The sequence below is a fragment of the Pseudomonas sp. FH4 genome, from assembly GCF_000510915.2.
Lineage (GTDB): Bacteria > Pseudomonadota > Gammaproteobacteria > Pseudomonadales > Pseudomonadaceae > Aquipseudomonas > Aquipseudomonas brenneri.
In genome coordinates this window covers 218896-236237 of the sequence record NZ_AOHN01000007.1, presented here as the reverse complement: position 1 = coordinate 236237, position 17342 = coordinate 218896, and the positions used below count along the sequence as shown (strand labels likewise).

At 60.5% G+C, this 17342-nt stretch carries 18 protein-coding genes; 15 read left to right on the top strand and 3 right to left on the bottom strand.

Annotated features, from left to right (window positions below):
* Positions 1 to 34 precede the first annotated feature (34 nt).
* The 9 genes from H097_RS05955 to H097_RS05915 all read left to right on the top strand — a co-directional run bounded on the left by H097_RS05955 (position 35) and on the right by H097_RS05915 (position 8511).
* Positions 35 to 1036 (top strand): diguanylate cyclase, encoded by a 1002-nt coding sequence (locus H097_RS05955; protein ID WP_032858211.1) that lies wholly within the window; start codon positions 35 to 37, stop codon positions 1034 to 1036.
* A gap of 176 nt (positions 1037 to 1212) precedes the next feature.
* Positions 1213 to 2308, top strand: a protein-coding gene (gene prfB / locus H097_RS05950; RefSeq protein WP_156356775.1) for a peptide chain release factor 2 whose coding sequence is annotated in 2 segments (ribosomal slippage) — positions 1213 to 1284 and positions 1286 to 2308 — 1095 coding nt in all. Because the reading frame shifts where the segments join, the coding sequence is not laid out codon by codon here.
* Positions 2309 to 2418: 110 nt separating this feature from the next.
* Positions 2419 to 3921 (top strand): lysine--tRNA ligase, encoded by a 1503-nt coding sequence (lysS, locus tag H097_RS05945; protein WP_032858210.1) that lies wholly within the window; start codon positions 2419 to 2421, stop codon positions 3919 to 3921.
* A gap of 108 nt (positions 3922 to 4029) precedes the next feature.
* Complete coding sequence (locus H097_RS05940) at positions 4030 to 4746, top strand: TetR family transcriptional regulator (protein WP_029300174.1); 717 nt, start codon at positions 4030 to 4032, stop codon at positions 4744 to 4746.
* Between the two features lie 155 nt (positions 4747 to 4901).
* Positions 4902 to 5450, top strand: coding sequence for a hypothetical protein (locus H097_RS05935; protein WP_032858206.1), 549 nt, complete (start codon positions 4902 to 4904; stop codon positions 5448 to 5450).
* A 21-nt stretch (positions 5451 to 5471) separates the two neighbouring features.
* Positions 5472 to 6749, top strand: a complete 1278-nt coding sequence (locus tag H097_RS05930; RefSeq protein WP_029300170.1) for a flavohemoglobin expression-modulating QEGLA motif protein — start codon at positions 5472 to 5474, stop codon at positions 6747 to 6749.
* A 111-nt stretch (positions 6750 to 6860) separates the two neighbouring features.
* Complete coding sequence (locus H097_RS05925; RefSeq protein ID WP_032858204.1) at positions 6861 to 7775, top strand: alpha/beta hydrolase; 915 nt, start codon at positions 6861 to 6863, stop codon at positions 7773 to 7775.
* On the top strand, positions 7772 to 8098 hold the full coding sequence (locus H097_RS05920; protein ID WP_032858203.1) for a hypothetical protein: 327 nt from the start codon (positions 7772 to 7774) through the stop codon (positions 8096 to 8098). Before H097_RS05925 ends, H097_RS05920 begins: the two co-directional genes overlap by 4 nt.
* Before the next feature lie 98 nt (positions 8099 to 8196).
* Positions 8197 to 8511, top strand: coding sequence for a hypothetical protein (locus H097_RS05915; RefSeq protein WP_050593310.1), 315 nt, complete (start codon positions 8197 to 8199; stop codon positions 8509 to 8511).
* A 90-nt stretch (positions 8512 to 8601) separates the two neighbouring features.
* Here H097_RS05915 and H097_RS05910 read toward each other — a convergent pair whose 3' ends face one another.
* From H097_RS05910 to H097_RS05900, 3 genes are all read right to left on the bottom strand, one after another.
* Entirely contained in the window at positions 8602 to 9384 is a 783-nt protein-coding gene (locus H097_RS05910) for an OmpA family protein (protein WP_032858201.1), read from the bottom strand.
* Positions 9385 to 9438: 54 nt separating this feature from the next.
* Positions 9439 to 9864 carry a DUF4398 domain-containing protein gene (locus H097_RS05905; RefSeq protein WP_032858199.1) on the bottom strand — a complete coding sequence of 142 codons (426 nt, stop codon included), beginning with the start codon at positions 9862 to 9864 and terminating at the stop codon, positions 9439 to 9441.
* A 292-nt stretch (positions 9865 to 10156) separates the two neighbouring features.
* Entirely contained in the window at positions 10157 to 10501 is a 345-nt protein-coding gene (locus tag H097_RS05900; protein ID WP_032858198.1) for a hypothetical protein, read from the bottom strand.
* Between the two features lie 201 nt (positions 10502 to 10702).
* Between H097_RS05900 and ppc the strand changes: the two genes are divergently transcribed.
* The 6 genes from ppc (at position 10703) to H097_RS05870 (ending at position 17274) form a co-directional block, all read left to right on the top strand.
* The gene (gene ppc, locus H097_RS05895) at positions 10703 to 13348 is read left to right on the top strand and encodes a phosphoenolpyruvate carboxylase (protein ID WP_032858196.1); all 2646 of its coding nucleotides are present in this window, start codon (positions 10703 to 10705) and stop codon (positions 13346 to 13348) included.
* A 293-nt stretch (positions 13349 to 13641) separates the two neighbouring features.
* The gene (gene adk / locus H097_RS05890) at positions 13642 to 14289 is read left to right on the top strand and encodes an adenylate kinase (protein ID WP_032858195.1); all 648 of its coding nucleotides are present in this window, start codon (positions 13642 to 13644) and stop codon (positions 14287 to 14289) included.
* A 90-nt stretch (positions 14290 to 14379) separates the two neighbouring features.
* Positions 14380 to 15066 (top strand): tRNA (adenosine(37)-N6)-threonylcarbamoyltransferase complex dimerization subunit type 1 TsaB, encoded by a 687-nt coding sequence (gene tsaB / locus H097_RS05885; RefSeq protein ID WP_032858193.1) that lies wholly within the window; start codon positions 14380 to 14382, stop codon positions 15064 to 15066.
* 159 nt (positions 15067 to 15225) lie between these two features.
* Positions 15226 to 15546, top strand: coding sequence for a hypothetical protein (locus tag H097_RS05880; protein WP_032858192.1), 321 nt, complete (start codon positions 15226 to 15228; stop codon positions 15544 to 15546).
* Complete coding sequence (locus tag H097_RS05875) at positions 15546 to 16406, top strand: DUF72 domain-containing protein (RefSeq protein WP_032858191.1); 861 nt, start codon at positions 15546 to 15548, stop codon at positions 16404 to 16406. Before H097_RS05880 ends, H097_RS05875 begins: the two co-directional genes overlap by 1 nt.
* A 25-nt stretch (positions 16407 to 16431) precedes the next feature.
* Positions 16432 to 17274: an isocitrate lyase/phosphoenolpyruvate mutase family protein gene (locus H097_RS05870; RefSeq protein ID WP_032858190.1), complete on the top strand. Its 843-nt coding sequence runs from the start codon at positions 16432 to 16434 to the stop codon at positions 17272 to 17274.
* Positions 17275 to 17342: the final 68 nt, after the last annotated feature.

Genomic DNA, 17342 nt, shown 5'->3' with positions numbered 1-17342 from the left:
CCTGGCCTGCACGTAGTAATTCAGGTGACCGCAAATGAATGATTTACAGCTCGACGACTTCAAAACCGATGAAAACGCCGCCATGGTGTTGCTGGTCGACGACCAGGCGATGATCGGCGAAGCCGTGCGGCGCGGTCTGGCCCATGAGGAGAATATCGACTTCCACTTTTGTGCCGATCCCCACCAGGCCATCTCCCAGGCGATCCGCATCAAGCCGACGGTGATCCTGCAGGACCTGGTCATGCCCGGGCTGGACGGCCTGACCCTGGTGCGTGAATACCGCAACCACCCGGCGACCCAGAACATCCCGATCATCGTGCTTTCCACCAAGGAAGACCCGCTGATCAAGAGTGCCGCGTTTGCCGCCGGGGCCAATGACTACCTGGTCAAGCTGCCAGACAATATCGAGCTGGTGGCGCGCATCCGCTACCACTCGCGCTCGTACATGACCCTGCTGCAGCGGGACGCGGCCTATCGCGCGCTGCGGGTCAGCCAGCAACAGTTGCTGGACACCAATCTGGTGCTGCAACGCTTGATGAATTCCGACGGTTTGACCGGGTTGTCCAACCGCCGGCACTTCGACGAGTACCTGGAGCTGGAATGGCGGCGCGCCATGCGTGACCAGACCCAGTTGTCGTTGCTGATGATCGACGTGGACTTCTTCAAGACCTACAACGACAGCTTTGGCCACCTGGAAGGTGACGAAGCATTGCGCAAGGTAGCGGCGACCATTCGCGATGCCAGCAGCCGTCCTTCGGACCTGCCGGCGCGCTACGGGGGCGAGGAGTTTGCCCTGGTGCTGCCCAATACTTCGCCTGGCGGTGCGCGACTGGTGGCCGAGAAACTGCGCCAGGCCGTCGCGGCACTGAAGATCCCGCACATAGCCCCGGCGGATGGTGCGAGCCTGACCATCAGCATTGGTTTGGCGACCATGACGCCGCTGTTGGGCACCGATTGTCGGCAGTTGATCTCGGCGGCGGACAAGGGGTTGTACCTGGCCAAGCATAATGGGCGCAACCAGGTGGGGATCGAATAGCCCACAGATCGCCACGGCCCAATGTGGGAGCGAGCAAGCCCGCTCCCACATTCGATTCCTGCCGGGCTGTGGATATCGCACAAACCCCGCCTTTTCGGCCAAGCGGACTGCCGTTTTCGGCCTTTTGCCGTTATACTCGCCGGCTTTCAAAAGTTCGCCAACGAGTGCTGCCCGCCATGGAAATCAACCCGATCCTTAACACCATCAAGGACCTGTCCGAGCGCTCCGAAACTATTCGGGGGTATCTTTGACTACGATCAAAAGCATGAGCGTCTGACCGAAGTCAATCGCGAGCTTGAAGATCCGGCTGTCTGGAACAAACCTGAATACGCCCAGGAACTGGGCCGCGAGCGCGCTGCGCTGGCGCAGATCGTGGATACCCTCGACGAATTGAACACTGGTCTGGGCGATTGCCGCGACCTGCTGGACATGGCCGTCGAAGAAAACGACGAAGGCGCAGTGGGCGATGTCGTCGCCGAGCTGGCCCGTCTTGAGGACAACCTCGCCAAGCTTGAATTCCGCCGCATGTTCAGCCACGAAATGGACCCGAACAACGCCTACCTGGATATCCAGGCTGGTTCCGGTGGCACCGAAGCCCAGGACTGGGCCAACATCCTGCTGCGCATGTACCTGCGCTGGGCTGACAAGCGCGGTTTCGAAGCAACCATCATGGAGCTGTCGGCCGGTGAAGTCGCCGGTATCAAGGGCGCGACCGTGCATATCAAGGGTGAATACGCCTTTGGCTGGCTGCGCACCGAGATCGGCGTACACCGCCTGGTGCGCAAGAGCCCGTTCGATTCCGGCAACCGTCGCCACACCTCGTTCTGCGCCGTGTTCGTCTCGCCAGAGATCGACGACAAGGTGGAAATCGAGATCAACCCGGCCGACCTGCGCATCGACACCTACCGCTCCTCCGGTGCCGGTGGCCAGCACGTAAACACCACCGACTCGGCCGTACGTATCACCCACGTACCGACCAACACCGTGGTCAGCTGCCAGAACGAACGTTCCCAGCACGCCAACAAGGACACCGCCATGAAAATGCTGCGGGCCAAGTTGTACGAGCAGGAAATGCAGAAACGCAATGCCGCGTCCCAGGCGCTGGAAGACACCAAGTCGGATATCGGCTGGGGTCACCAGATCCGTTCGTATGTGCTTGATGCATCGCGGATCAAGGATCTGCGCACTAACATCGAACGCAGCGATTGCGACAAGGTGCTCGACGGTGACATCGACGAATACCTGGAAGCCAGCCTGAAATCAGGCCTGTAATACATGCAACGCGGGATTGGCTGACACTCCTCGACCCCTGTGGGAGCGGGCTTGCCCGCGATCCCCGGCCGCAGGCCGGGGACAACGAACCAGATGGAATATTTAAAGACATGAGCGACCAACAACTCGATCCGCAAGCCCTGCAACAGGAAGAAAACTCCCTGATCGCCCTGCGCAAGGAAAAGCTTGCTGCCGAGCGCGCCAAGGGTAACGCCTTCCCCAACGACTTCCGCCGCGAAAACTACTGCGATGCCTTGCAGAAGCAATATGCGGACAAGACCAAGGAAGAGCTGGCAGAAGCTGCGATCCCGGTCAAGGTGGCAGGTCGCATCATGCTCAACCGTGGTTCGTTCATGGTGATCCAGGACATGACCGGGCGCATCCAGGTCTACGTCAACCGCAAGACCCTTTCGGAAGAAACCCTGGCCTCGGTGAAAACCTGGGACATGGGCGACATCATTGCCGCCGAAGGTACCCTGGCCCGCTCCGGCAAGGGCGACCTGTACGTGGAAATGACCAACGTGCGCCTGCTGACCAAGTCGCTGCGCCCGCTGCCGGACAAGCACCACGGCCTGACCGACACCGAGCAGCGCTATCGCCAGCGCTACGTCGACCTGATCGTCAACGAAGAAGTGCGCCAGACTTTCCGCGTGCGTTCGCAAGTGATCGCGCACATTCGCAGCTTCCTGATGGCGCGCGACTTCCTTGAAGTCGAGACCCCAATGCTGCAAACCATTCCGGGTGGCGCGGCAGCCAAGCCATTCGAAACCCACCACAACGCACTGGACCTGGAAATGTTCCTGCGTATCGCGCCGGAGTTGTACCTCAAGCGCCTGGTGGTTGGTGGCTTTGAAAAGGTGTTCGAGATCAACCGCAACTTCCGTAACGAAGGTGTCTCGACCCGCCACAACCCAGAATTCACCATGTTGGAGTTCTATCAGGCGTACGCCGACTACGAAGACAACATGGACCTGACCGAAGAACTGTTCCGCGAGCTGGCGCAGTTGGTCCTGGGTAGCACCGACGTGCCGTACGGCGACAAGGTGTTCCACTTCGGCGAGCCGTTCGTGCGCCTGTCGGTGTTCGACTCGATCCTCAAGTACAACCCTGAGCTGACCGCTGACGACCTGAACGACATCGACAAGGCCCGTGCTATCGCCAAGAAAGCCGGCGCCAAGGTGCTGGGCTTCGAAGGCCTGGGTAAGTTGCAGGTGATGATTTTCGAAGAGCTGGTGGAGCACAAGCTGGAACAGCCGCACTTCATTACCCAGTACCCGTTCGAAGTCTCGCCGCTGGCCCGTCGCAACGATGACAACCCGAACGTCACCGACCGTTTCGAGCTGTTTATCGGTGGTCGCGAAATCGCCAACGCCTATTCCGAGTTGAATGACGCGGAAGACCAGGCCGAGCGTTTCATGGCCCAGGTGGCTGACAAGGACGCCGGTGACGACGAAGCCATGCACTATGACGCTGACTTCGTCCGCGCGCTGGAGTACGGCATGCCGCCGACAGCCGGTGAGGGCATCGGTATCGACCGTCTGGTCATGCTGCTGACCAACTCCCCATCGATTCGCGATGTGATCTTGTTCCCGCACATGCGGCCGCAAGCGTAACCTTAGCGAATCCCGAAGCCGCCTTTTATAAGGCGGCTTTTTTGTGTGGCCTGTACTAACGTCAAGCGTACGGCGCCAGACTATTGTTGAGTGAGAGGACGATCTTTCGTGAAGCGCGTAATGGCTCAAGAAGGCGCCGCTGGCATTGCGGCTGCCGTGGCTGAAAGTGTTCAGTACCAGGGACGCAAGGCCAGCCGCCAGGGCAGTGAACAGCGTCGCCAGGATATTCTCGACGCGGCCATGCGCATTGTCGTGCGCGATGGCGTGCGTGCGGTGCGCCATCGGGCAGTGGCGGCGGAGGCCGGTGTGCCGTTGTCGGCCACCACCTACTATTTCAAGGACATCGATGATCTGCTTACCGACACGTTTGCCCAGTATGTGGAACGCAGTGCGGCGTTCATGGGCAAGTTGTGGGTGCGCAACGAGGGCCTGTTGCGCGAGATGGTGGCCTACGGTGACGGCAGTGCCGAGTCGCGCTCGCAACTGGCGGATGACATTGCGCGCCTGACCGCCGATTACGTCCTGCGCCAACTGCTCAACCGCCGCGAGTACCTGATGGCCGAACAGGCGTTTCGCCAGGAGGCTTTGTTGAACCCGCGCCTGGGCGAGTTGGTGCGCTCTCACCAGCAGATTTTGTTGCAGGGCACTTGCCAGTTCTTCCAGGTCCTGGGCTCCCGCGAACCTCAGCAAGATGCCAAAGTGTTGACGGCGATTATCAGTCGGATGGAATATCAGGGCCTGCTGTTCGAGCCCGAGGCGCTGACCGGCGAAGAGATGCTGGAAATTCTCAAGCGCTACATGCACTTGGTGCTGGCTTCGGTCTGAGGTTTTTGCCGCACTATGGACCTACCCATGTAGGAGCGAGCTTGCTCGCGAAGGGCGTTAACGATGACGCGGGGAACCTGACTCCCCGCGTTGCCCTCAGGCTTTTCGCGAGCAAGCTCGCTCCTACAGAAGATCGCTCATTGCTGGAGTATCCGATGAAAGCTTGGCGTGTACTGGTGATCGCAATGTCGTTCCTGTTGCTCAGTGGCTGCTTGGTGACTTTCAAGGAGCCCTTGCCGGCCAGCGAGGCCGCCCCTGACGCGCTGCTGGGCAAGTGGGCCAGCCGCAATGCCTGGGGCGAGCCGCTCGACCTGCAGATCAGCCGGACGGGCCAGCATCGCTACAAGGCGGTGAGCACCTCGCAGGCCGAGCCGGTCAAGCGCGATGAGTATGAGTTCAGCGTGTCCCGCCACGGTAGCCGCTGGTACCTGTCGGCGCCGCTGCCAGACAAGCTCGGTGGGCATTTTATCCTTGCCGGCTTCGAATTGAATGATGCCCGCGAACTGGTGGTCTATAACCTCGATCCCGAGGCGGTCAACCAGGCCATCGCGCAGAAAATCCTGATTGGCAGCAGCGTGGAAACAGCCGAGGGTGACGGGATATTGATCGACAGCCCCATGAATCAGGTCCTGGCTTACCTGGACGACCCGGCCAACGCCGATGTGTTTGTCGAAGCCGTGCGCTATCAGCGCGTGGGCAAATAACGTTTAAAGAGGAAGCACCGGGTGGACGATTACCAGCAGACGATACGCACCTTGTCCGATCGCATTGTGCTGGCGCAAACACCGATTCGCGTCCTCGACGCCGTGAAGTGGGACGACAACATTCGCAAGGGGTTCCTGCAGGGCAAAGGCAAGCACATGCCGGCGGTGGACCGCGACTATTACCTGAACCGGCCATTGTCGTTCGATTCGAGCAAGGTGAAGCTGGAGTTCCAGAACATCGAGCGCGATATCACCCGCCAGTTGGGCCAGTTCAACCCGGTCGGGCAAATCATGCGGCGCATGTGCAAGGAGTACCGCATGGTGGTGCGCATGCTCGAAGCCCGTGGCACCGAGGACTTCGGCCTGATTTCCCAGGAACTCTACGGCGCCGCGTCCGATGCATTCCATGCCGGCGACCCGACCCTGGCCGACCTGGGCCTGATGCTTTCCGATTACCTGAACAACATCGACGGTCGTGGCGATCTCAAGGACGAAGCCAAGACCCTGACTGCCAAGGACGCCGTGAGCCTGCTGCAAAGCCGCTTGAACAAGGTGTTTGGCGAGGCCGAGGAAACCATCCGCGTATTTGAGTCCGACGGTATCGTCGCGGACGCGGCGGCGGGGGCCGACTACATCAAGATTCGCGCCGATGCGATGTTCAACGAGCGCGATGTGCGGGCCCTGGAAGTCCACGAAGGCCTGGTCCACGTTGGCACCACGCTCAATGGCCAGAACCAGCCGATCTGCACGTTCCTGTCCAAGGGACCGCCGTCCTCGACCGTGACTCAGGAAGGCCTGGCGATCCTGATGGAGATCATCACCTTTGCCTCCTACCCCAGCCGCCTGCGCAAGCTGACCAATCGCACCCGCGCGATCCATATGGTGGAAGAGGGCGCGGATTTCTTGCAGGTGTTCGAGTTCTTTCGCGAACAGGGCTTTGAAATGGCCGAGAGCTATGGCAACGCCAGCCGGGTGTTCCGTGGCTCGACGCCGACGGGCCTGCCGTTTACCAAGGATTTGTCCTACCTCAAGGGTTTTATCATGGTCTACAACTACATCCAACTGGCCGTGCGCAAAGGCAAGCTGGAGCAGGTGCCGCTGTTGTTCTGCGGCAAGACCACCCTGGAAGACATGCGCACCTTGCGCCAGTTGGTGGACGAAGGCCTGGTGGTCCCGCCCAAATACCTGCCGGACCAGTTCCGCGATATGAACGCGCTGTCGGCGTGGATGTGCTTCTCCAACTTCCTCAACCACCTGAGCCTGGACCGGATCGAGGCGGATTACTCCAATATCCTCTAAGCAATATCCCTGAAGGAGGCCAAGTCAAAATGTGGGAGCGAGCAAGCCCGCTCCCACTTTTGATTTTCATCGGCCTGTCGATTTCCAACTCCATTTGCGAGGTTTCAACGGATGAGACTCCTCGGCATTCTATGCCTGCTCCTGACCCTCAACGGCTGCAGCTCGCTGCTGTTCTACCCCGAGCCCGGCCTGCCGTTTACCCCACAGCAGGCGCGCCTGGAATACCGCGACATCACCCTGACCACCGCCGATGGCTTGAAATTGCGGGCCTGGTGGCTGCCGGCCAAGCCTGGCGTGCCGCTCAAGGGCACGGTGCTGCACCTGCACGGCAACGGTGGCAACCTGGCCGGGCACCTGGGTGGCAGTTGGTGGCTGCCAGCCCAGGGCTATCAAGTGCTGATGCTGGACTATCGCGGCTATGGCGTATCAGAAGGCAAACCTTCGTTGCCGGCCATCTACCTGGACCTGGACGCGGCCTTCCAGTGGCTCGACCAGGCCCCCGCAACCCAGGGCCAGCCGCTGATAGTCCTCGGCCAGAGCCTGGGCGGGGCGTTGGCCGTGCATTACCTGGCTGCCCATCCCGAGCGCCAGCCTCGGCTCAAGGCGTTGGTATTGGACGGTGTACCCGCCAGTTATCGTGATGTAGGGCAATTCGCCCTGAGCACTTCCTGGTTAACATGGCCGTTTCAGGTGCCGTTGTCGTGGCTGGTACCGGACGCCGACAGTGCGATCCACGCCATGCCACAGCTGACTGGCGTGCCGAAACTGCTGTTCCACAGTCTGGATGACCCGATCGTGCCGCTTTCCAACGGCATCCGCCTGTATCAAGCTGCGCCGCCACCCAGGGTGCTGCAACTGACCCGGGGTGGGCATGTGCAGACTTTTGCCGACAAGACCTGGCAAACCGTGATGCTGCGTTATCTTGACGACCCGCAGCATTTCAATGGCCTGCGTCGCCTGGGGGAAATTCCCAATTACCCGGCGGCGCCCAACTCCAACATTGAATCATCAGAGAGCCCGCAATGAGCGAAGAACGCAACATGATCCCCCTGATCCTCACTGGCATCGGCACCATCATCGGCACCGTCGGCTGCCTGTGGTACTACGGCTACCTGCACTTCGCCAAGCCCGAGGATGCGTTGCTGCTCAGCGACTTCACCATGCTCAAGACCGTTCCCGGTGAGGACTATAAGGTCTCCCTCACGCCGGCTCCCCAGGTGGCGCAGTGCGTTGACGGTGTGCTGGTGTTGTTCGATACCGAGCAAAAAGGCCTGACGGGCGTGCTGGTGAATAACAAGAAGCAGGCGGTGCGTTGCATGGGCCAGGAAACCCCGCAATTGCAGGAGTAAGCCGGTCGGTAGTTTTTGGAACCATATCCTGTATGACACCACTGATTGGGTTGTCAGCGTTGCTGACAAGTAACCCTTTAATTCAGTGGAGTATCACTATGAGTATTGGTGGCGTAGGTGGTGGTAGCGGGTTTGGCAACTTCGGCGGCGCCGGCATGGGTGATTCCGGCAATATGGTCGGCAAGGGCGCCGAGGGTGGTCAACAGCAGGGCGGTATTGACCCTGAAGCGCTGAAGAAACTCCTGGCGCAACTGTTGGGCGGTGCGGGTGGCGCAGGCGGATCCCAGGGCAGTGGCGGCAGTGGTGGCGGCGAGGAGGGTGATCAAGGCCCTATGAGCAAGCAGATGAGTGGCGAGGGACAGCAAGGCATGCAGATGCCTCAAGAGAACGACAGTAAGATCAACTTCGGCTAATCGCAAGAAATCTGCCGACAGGTGTTTTTTTGCAAAAAAAGCCTTGCCTGGAACACAGGCAAGGCTTTCAGGCCAGTAGACGTCAGTCGGTTATTGCACCGAAGAGCGTGGCTTGACCGGCTGGTTGTCGTTGGAGATGGTCACTTCAACGCGACGGTTCATGGCACGGCCCGAAACGCTGGCGTTATCGGCAACCGGGTATTCCTTGCCGTAGCCGGCAGTCACGATGCGGCTTGGATTAACGCCCATCTTGATCAGCGCAACCTGTACCGAAGTGGCACGGCGCTCAGACAGGGTCTGGTTGTAGGCCGCGCTGCCGGTGCTGTCGGTGTAACCTTCAACAATCACTTTGCGATCCGGGTTTTCCTGGAGGAACTGCGCCAGTTTGTTGATGTTCACCAGGCCACTGGATTTCAGGTCGGCCTTGTTGGTGGCGAACAGCACATCACCGAAAGTCACCAGGGTACCGCGTTCAGTCTGCTTGGCATTCAAGCTGTTTTGCAGTTGCTTGATCTGCGCATCGCGGGCTTCGAGCAGGGCACGGGCACGTTGGTCACCGGCGTTTTTCAGCTTGGCTTCGGACTCGCGCAGGGCGATGGTGTCCTTGGCTACTTCAACACGCTGGTTGGTCAGGTAGGCCAGTTGGTCGACCTTCTTCTCGTCTTCCTTGTCACGGTAGGCCTTGTCGGCCTTGTCCAGCCATTCGCTGGCGTCCTTGGTTTCCAGGGCGGCGATTTTGGTCGCTTGCGGGTTGGCTTGCAGGGCCGAGAAGTTGGTCCGTGCATTTTCCAGGTTCGCGTTCGGCGGGGTGGAGCAAGCCGCCAGTGCAACGCTCATCGCCAGCAGGGCAGGGATCATCAATTGTTTACGCATAGTGGTGTCGTCCTTTCAATTCGATTTCGGGTGCGATGCAAACAAGGGCGGTGCTTACTTCTGCTGGATCACAGCAGGGCGCATGCCTTCGTTACGCAGCTCCTCGACAGCCTTCTGGGAATCCTTCACCGACAGCTCGGCCTTGGCCGCCTGGGCCTTGCGCTCTGCAACGCGCGCATCCCATTCAGCCTGTTCGGCCAGACGACGGGCTTCGTCGTACTTCTTGTCATGCATGGCCAGCTCGGCTTGCTTGAGCTTGTCCTGGGCTGCCTTCATTTCCACGGCCGCGTATTCGGTACCGCCAGCGCTTACGGCGCTGTTCACAGCCGATTGGGTCACGGCGTACTGCTCGGTCGGCGGGTTGCCGGCACAGCCCGCCAGGACGAAGCTGGTACCGATTGCCAACGCGGCCAATTTGAGCCCGCGCAGATGGTTAAACGAGGATTTGGCAGTGCTGGTCTTCATCGTCTTCAACTCCATTGGATAACTCCTGAAAAACATCAAATCCATCTTCGGTGGTCAGCGTTTGCGGTTTGGCGATGAACCTGTGCATGCCTTTTCAAACGCCTGTTACAGGTGATGGCTTACTGGCTGTGACCCGAGGCTTTTTTGAATAGTTCAGCGAAAGATGGCGATTTGCCCGAAAAAACATCTGAACAAATCTGACTAAGAGGTCGGCGTTTAAAAAACGGAACTTTTGCCACGTGCAGCGGTATGCCGGGCCTATAAAAGGCCCGGAGTTCAAGGGGTTGGTGGTTTTAACAGATGTTTATCAGTGCTTCTGATCGTCAGGCATGGCCGACATGTCGTGCAGATAGCGCCGTGACAGCGACAGGAAACGCGGCGTCGGGCCTACGTCTTCATACAAGGGATCACCTTCTTCATCGGTGGCCACCACGTTTCGGCCCTGGATATACGGAAAGCTGGCTTCCAGCTCTTCCAGGGCGGCGCCGATCAGTTCGCCGAGCAATTCCTCGGTGCTGCGCTTGGGGTACATCTCGCGGATGGCCGCCAGCCGTGCGGCGGCCTCTACATCCAGGTGGATGGCATATTCGGTCTTGGTCAATCGACCCTTGGCGGTCTCTTCCCATTGCTGGGCCAGTTCTCGGATTTTCATGGCAACCTCAGTAAAGCCCAGGGTAGCGGGCGGTGATGAGTGACCGGTCGCGGCGTGGATAACGCGTCGACGTAACCTTGAGACTAGCTGCAACCCACAAAGTTGTAGGAGCCGGCTTGCCGAACATTGCTTGTAAGACCGCGCCTTGATCGGCACTCTTGAAGGTCAAAGCATCCCGGATTCCTGGCTGGAGATTGGCTGATGAGCGATATCGATGCACGTTTGCGTGAAGATGTTCACCTGCTGGGTGAGCTGCTGGGCAATACGATTCGAGAACAATACGGTGATGAGTTTCTCGACAAGATCGAGCAGATTCGCAAGGGCGCCAAGGCCGATCGCCGTGGCGGGGCAACGGAGGCGGCGGCTGGCGAAGAGCTCAGCGCCAGCCTCAATCAGTTGCAGGAAGACGAACTGCTGCCAGTGGCGCGTGCGTTCAACCAGTTCCTTAACCTGGCCAATATCGCCGAACAGTACCAACTGATTCATCGACGCGATGAATCCCAGCCGGCGCCGTTCGAATCGCGGGTGCTGCCCGAGTTGTTGGCGCGTTTGCAACGTGAAGGCCATAGCAGTGAATCCCTGGCCCGGCAGTTGGCGCGCCTGGACATCGAACTGGTGCTCACTGCCCACCCCACCGAAGTTGCGCGCCGTACCCTGATCCAGAAATACGACGCCATCGCCGCACAATTGGCCCTGCAGGACCACCGTGACTTGACCTGCGCCGAGCGCGAGCAGATTCGCCAACGCCTGCAACGCCTGATCGCAGAAGCCTGGCACACCGAAGAAATCCGTCGTACCCGGCCCACGCCGGTGGACGAGGCCAAGTGGGGTTTTGCGGTAATCGAGCATTCGCTGTGGCATGCCATCCCCAACTATCTGCGCAAGGCCGATCAAGCCTTGCATGCCGCCACTGGCTTGCACCTGCCCCTGGAGGCGGCACCGATCCGTTTCGCTTCGTGGATGGGCGGCGACCGTGACGGCAACCCCAACGTCACCGCACCGGTCACCCGCGAAGTGCTGCTGCTGGCGCGCTGGATGGCGGCAGATCTGTACTTGCGTGATATCGATCACCTGGCGTCCGAATTGTCGATGCAGCGGGCCAGCCCCGAGTTGCAGGCCAAGGTCGGTGATAGCGTCGAGCCTTACCGGGCGTTGCTCAAGCAATTGCGCGAACGCCTGCGTGCCACCCGCAAGTGGGCGCATGCGGCGTTGACCAGCAGCCTCCCGGCGCCGGCCGATGTACTGCAAAACAATCGTGACCTGCTGGAGCCGCTGGAACTGTGCTATCAGTCCTTGCACGCCTGCGGCATGGGGGTAATTGCCGACGGCCCGCTGCTTGATTGCCTACGTCGCGCGGTAACGTTCGGTCTGTTCCTGGTGCGCCTGGATGTGCGCCAGGATTCCAGCCGGCATTCGGCGGCGATGACCGAGATCACCGATTACCTGGGCCTGGGTCGCTATGAAGACTGGGACGAGGATGCGCGCATCACCTTCCTGATGAAGGAGCTGGCCAACCGCCGCCCCTTGTTGCCGGGCTATTTCAAGCCTTCGGCCGATACCGCTGAAGTGCTCAATACCTGTAAGGAAATTGCCGCCGCGCCGGCGGCCTCCCTTGGCTCCTATGTCATCTCCATGGCGGGCGCGGCGTCCGATGTGCTGGCGGTGCAGTTGTTGCTCAAGGAGTCCGGGGTGCAGCGGCCAATGCGCGTGGTGCCGTTGTTCGAGACCCTGGCCGACCTGGACAACGCCGGCCCGGTGATCGAACGCCTGTTGCTGTTGCCTGGCTACCGTGCGCGGTTGCAAGGTCCGCAGGAGGTGATGATCGGTTATTCCGACTCGGCCAAGGACGCAGGCACCACCGCTGCGGCCTGGGCGCAATACCGCGCCCAGGAACGCCTGGTGGATATCTGCCGCGAGCAGCAAGTGGAACTGCTGTTGTTTCATGGTCGCGGCGGCACCGTTGGCCGTGGCGGCGGCCCGGCCCACGCGGCGATTCTGTCGCAGCCGCCGGGTTCGGTGGCAGGGCGTTTCCGTACCACCGAGCAGGGCGAGATGATTCGCTTCAAGTTCGGCTTGCCGGATATCGCCGAGCAGAATCTCAATCTGTACCTGGCCGCAGTGCTGGAGGCGACCTTGTTGCCACCACCGCCACCTGCGCCGGCCTGGCGGCATTTGATGGATGAATTGGCGGCTGATGGCGTCCGTGCTTATCGTGCGGTGGTGCGGGAAAATCCGCAGTTCGTCGAGTACTTCCGCCAGTCCACACCCGAGCAGGAACTGGGCCGTCTGCCCCTGGGCAGTCGTCCGGCCAAGCGCCGTGCCGGGGGGATCGAGAGCCTGCGGGCGATCCCGTGGATTTTCGGCTGGACCCAGACCCGCTTGATGCTGCCGGCCTGGCTGGGTTGGGAGGCGGCGTTGAGCAAGGCGCTGGAGCGGGGCGAAGGTGAGTTGCTGGGGCAGATGCGTGAACAATGGCCGTTCTTCCGCACCCGTATCGACATGCTGGAAATGGTCCTGGCCAAGGCTGACGCGGATATCGCCCGGCTGTATGACGAGCGTCTGGTACAGCCCGACCTGCTGCCATTGGGTGCGCATTTACGCGACCTATTGTCGCAGGCGTGCGCCGTGGTGCTTGGCCTGACCGGCCAGTCGCAGTTGCTGGCCCACAGTCCCGATACCCTGGAGTTCATCCGCCTGCGCAACACCTACCTCGACCCGTTGCACCTGTTGCAGGCCGAGCTGCTGGCCCGGTCCCGCCAACAGGAAGCGACACAGGACAGCCCTCTGGAACAGGCGCTGCTGGTGTCCGTGGCCGGTATTGCCGCCGGGCTGCGTAACACCGGCTGACATTTGTCGCGTGTTCTCAAGGGCTTGCAGACAAAACCGCCGGCTGACCCGAAAGGGCTGTGCCGGCGGTTTTGTGTCGGGGTTGCACCAAGGGATACCGCGACCAAAAGGCTTGTGTGGTGCGGGTTCTTCCGACTTTTGGCGGCTTGTGTGGTTAGGGCTCGCTGTGTATCTTGATCAGCCTTTGGCCGTTTGGGCGGCCTGGATTCGTATTTTTACGAGCATATTCTACGAGATTGGCCCCATGCGGCGAATCCGAGCGTCATCTCTATAAAAAATTGAGGAGCACATCGATGCGCGTCATTCTGCTGGGAGCTCCCGGGGCCGGTAAAGGTACTCAGGCAAAGTTCATCACTGAAAAGTTCGGCATTCCACAAATCTCCACTGGCGACATGCTGCGCGCAGCCGTCAAGGCCGGCACCGAACTGGGCCTGATCGCCAAGAGCGTGATGGACAGCGGTGGCCTGGTCTCCGACGACCTGATCATCAACCTGGTCAAGGAACGCATCAGCCAGGACGACTGCAAGAACGGTTTCCTGTTCGACGGTTTCCCTCGCACCATTCCCCAGGCCGAAGCCTTGGTGAAAGCCGGTGTTGAGCTGGATGCCGTGATCGAAATCGCGGTTGAAGATGAAGAGATCGTCCAGCGTATCGCTGGTCGTCGCGTGCACGAAGCCTCGGGCCGCGTTTACCACATCGTCTACAACCCGCCAAAAGTGGCTGGCAAGGATGATGTGAGCGGTGACGACCTGGTGCAGCGCAAAGACGACACCGAAGAAACCGTGCGTCATCGCCTGTCGGTCTACCACTCCCAGACCAAGCCACTGGTGGAGTTCTACCAGAAGCTGTCGGCAGCCCAGGGCAAGCCGAAGTACAGCCACATCCCAGGCGTGGGCTCGGTTGAAGCCATCACTGCCAAGGTGATGCAAGCGTTGAGCTGATCTGACGATTGGCTTGATGTTCAACGGCCCGCTTGCGGGCCGTTGTTGTTTATACTGGCGAACTTTTTTTCGATTTGGACACCCACACCGATGAGCACCCTGCTGGCCCTGGACACCGCGACTGAAGCTTGCTCCGTTGCCCTGCTGCATGACGGCAAGGTCACGAGCCACTATGAGGTGATCCCGCGCCTGCATGCGCAAAAGCTGTTGCCGATGATCAAGCAGTTGCTGCTCGATGCCGGCACCACTTTGTCGGCGGTGGACGCCATCGCCTTTGGCCGCGGCCCGGGTGCGTTCACGGGGGTGCGTATTGCTATTGGCGTAGTGCAGGGGCTGGCGTTCGCCCTGGAGCGGCCGGTATTGCCGGTGTCCAACCTGGCCGTGCTGGCCCAGCGCGCGCTGCGCGAGCATGGCGCGCAGCAAGTCGCGGCAGCCATTGATGCGCGGATGGATGAGGTCTATTGGGGCTGCTACCGCGAGACTGCCGGCGAGATGCGCCTGGTGGGTATCGAAGCCGTGCAGCCACCCGAGGCCACTGCATTGCCGGCCGAGGCCACGGGTGACTGGTTTGGCGCCGGCACAGGTTGGGGTTATGGCGAGCGCATCGCCGTACCCACGGTCGGCCAGGATGCCGCGATGCTGCCCCATGCCGAAGACCTGCTGACCCTGGCGCGTTTTGCCTGGGAACGCGGCGAGGCGATTCCCGCCGACCAGGCCGCGCCGGTATACCTGCGCGATAAAGTGGCGCAGACCAAGGCCGAACGTGGGATTGTTTGACGTCAAAAAACGGGGATTTAGCGACGAATTTCACCAATCGTCAGAATTTGGCCGGGTGTTTAAACCTTTCTTCATTTATGTGTTCTAGTTATCACCAGAGCATTTGCGTGCCAAGGAAAGTGCCGCTAAATTGCCATCATTGATCGCGGATCTGCATGCATGCGTATAGACGGCTTTTCCTCCCAGTCCTACCCCCTCAAGCGCAAGCCACGCAAGGCGAACGTGACGGTAGATGAGTCCGTCGAAGAATCCCCCGACTTTATTGAAGTCCAGCCCGAAACATCCCAGGGCGCGGCGCTTTCCGCACGTTCCCAAGGGGCCAGCGGTGCGCGTATCGGCGGCGTTCCGGCCCGCCAGCAAGACATGGTCTTCCCGCGCTCCATGAGCAAGAACGTCGCCACGGCCCTGGCCAGCTACCTGACCACAGCCGGCTTTGTCGAATGGGATATGGAAGTGCTGGGTCTCGATATCCACATCTGATGTTGCTGCCTTATTTCCTCGGTTGCCCGTCCTGGAGTGAAAACGCCTGGCGCGAGTACCTGTACCCACAGGACGCCCGCACCACGGATTTTCTCGGCCTGTATTGCCAGGTGTTCAATGCCTGCGAAGGCAACACCACGTTCTATGCGCGGCCTTCGGTCGCGACGGTGCAGCGCTGGGCCGAGATCATGCCCGCGCACTTTCGGTTTACCGCCAAGTTTCCCGGTGATATCAGCCACAGCGCTGACCTGCGCGAACAACTACCCGCTGCCGAAAGCTTCCTCGGCTTGATGAGCCCGCTGGGCGGGCGGGTTTCACCGCTGTGGCTGCAACTGCCGGCCAGCTTCACCCCACAGCGCCTGGGTGAGTTGGCAGGCTTTATTGACGGCCTGGAGCGCCCGCTGGCGGTGGAAGTGCGTCACCGCGACTTCTTTGCCAAGGGTGAAGCCGAGCGCAGCCTCAACCGCCTGCTGCGTGACCGTGGAGTGGAGCGCATCTGCCTGGACCCTCGGGCCTTGTTCAGTTGCACTTCAACCTCGGCCGCCGTGCTCCATGCCCAATCGAAAAAGCCCAAGGTGCCACCGCGTCCGGCCGCGTTGACGCAGTTTCCCCAGGTGCGTTTTATCGGCCATCCAGAGTTGGAGGCCAACGATCCGTTCCTGGTGCCGTGGGTTGAGAAAGTTGCGGGCTGGATCGAGGAGGGGCGAACGCCCTACGTGTTCCTGCACACCTCGGATAATCGCCTGGCGGCCCAGTTGGCGATGCGCTTTCATCAGCAATTGATGGCGCGTTTGCCGGGGTTGCCGGCGTTGGCGCAACTGCATCGGGAGCCCGCGGTGGAGCAGTTGGGGTTACTCTAGGATTCTTTTGTGCCTGGAGTCAGTCATGGATGCCCAAACCCTTCGCGCCGAATCCTTTAGAGCCCTGCACGAGCGTGATCGTGCATTCGTGATGCCCAATCCCTGGGACGCCGGCTCCGCCAAGATGCTCGCCAGCCTCGGCTTTGAAGCCTTGGCCACTACCAGTGCGGGGTTTGCCTTCAGTCTTGGGCGTCCGGATGCCGAGGGTGCGCTTTCGCTGGAAGATACCCTGGGCAACGCTGAGATGATCGTCCAGGCTACCGCGTTACCGGTGGCAGCGGATCTGGAAAACGGCTTCAGCGATACGCCTCAGGGTTGCGCCCAGAGCCTGTTGCGCGCCGCCGCTACCGGCATCGTTGGTGGCTCCATAGAAGACGCCACCGGGATTGCGGTCGATCCAATCTATCCTTTTGACCTGTCCGTTGAGCGGATTGAAGCGGCCGTCGTCGCCGCGCGCAGCTTGCCATTCCCCTTCATGCTGACGGCCCGTGCGGAAAACCTCCTGCATGGTCGCCTGGATTTACCCGACACCATTCGCCGTTTGCAGGCCTACGCTGAAGCGGGCGCCGACGTGCTATATGCCCCCGGCCTGCGCAGTGCCGAGGAAGTATTGGCGGTGGTGCGGGCGGTGGCACCCAAACCAGTGAATGTGTTGATGTCCGGTGGCCTCAAGCTCTCGGTGGTGCAATTGAGCGAGATGGGCGTCAAGCGCATCAGCGTCGGCTCGGCTATGGCCCTGGCTGCCTATGGCGAGTTCTTCAGGGCCGCACGGGAGGTTCAGGAGCTGGGAACCTTTACCTTTACCGAACGCTCGATGCCGTTCAGCCAGGCCAATCAGTTGTTCAAGGGGGAAGCGCCGAGTACGTAAGTGTCGTCGCCGTTACCGAGCTTGGGCGAGCCAGCGTTTTGCCGCGAAGCGGTCGTAAGCCATCTTGC

Bases quoted from the DNA above. Each gene is read 5' to 3' on its own strand.
- H097_RS05955 (WP_032858211.1), top strand. From the start codon at position 35: ATGAATGATTTACAGCTCGACGACTTCAAAACCGATGAAAACGCCGCC.
- H097_RS05875 (WP_032858191.1), top strand. From the start codon at position 15,546: ATGTTGCTGCCTTATTTCCTCGGTTGCCCGTCCTGGAGTGAAAACGCC.
- H097_RS05935 (WP_032858206.1), top strand. From the start codon at position 4,902: ATGAAAGCTTGGCGTGTACTGGTGATCGCAATGTCGTTCCTGTTGCTC.
- H097_RS05910 (WP_032858201.1), bottom strand. From the start codon at position 9,384: ATGCGTAAACAATTGATGATCCCTGCCCTGCTGGCGATGAGCGTTGCA.
- tsaB (WP_032858193.1), top strand. From the start codon at position 14,380: ATGAGCACCCTGCTGGCCCTGGACACCGCGACTGAAGCTTGCTCCGTT.
- ppc (WP_032858196.1), top strand. From the start codon at position 10,703: ATGAGCGATATCGATGCACGTTTGCGTGAAGATGTTCACCTGCTGGGT.
- H097_RS05920 (WP_032858203.1), top strand. From the start codon at position 7,772: ATGAGCGAAGAACGCAACATGATCCCCCTGATCCTCACTGGCATCGGC.
- H097_RS05915 (WP_050593310.1), top strand. From the start codon at position 8,197: ATGAGTATTGGTGGCGTAGGTGGTGGTAGCGGGTTTGGCAACTTCGGC.
- H097_RS05905 (WP_032858199.1), bottom strand. From the start codon at position 9,864: ATGGAGTTGAAGACGATGAAGACCAGCACTGCCAAATCCTCGTTTAAC.
- H097_RS05870 (WP_032858190.1), top strand. From the start codon at position 16,432: ATGGATGCCCAAACCCTTCGCGCCGAATCCTTTAGAGCCCTGCACGAG.
- H097_RS05925 (WP_032858204.1), top strand. From the start codon at position 6,861: ATGAGACTCCTCGGCATTCTATGCCTGCTCCTGACCCTCAACGGCTGC.
- adk (WP_032858195.1), top strand. From the start codon at position 13,642: ATGCGCGTCATTCTGCTGGGAGCTCCCGGGGCCGGTAAAGGTACTCAG.
- H097_RS05900 (WP_032858198.1), bottom strand. From the start codon at position 10,501: ATGAAAATCCGAGAACTGGCCCAGCAATGGGAAGAGACCGCCAAGGGT.
- lysS (WP_032858210.1), top strand. From the start codon at position 2,419: ATGAGCGACCAACAACTCGATCCGCAAGCCCTGCAACAGGAAGAAAAC.
- H097_RS05880 (WP_032858192.1), top strand. From the start codon at position 15,226: ATGCGTATAGACGGCTTTTCCTCCCAGTCCTACCCCCTCAAGCGCAAG.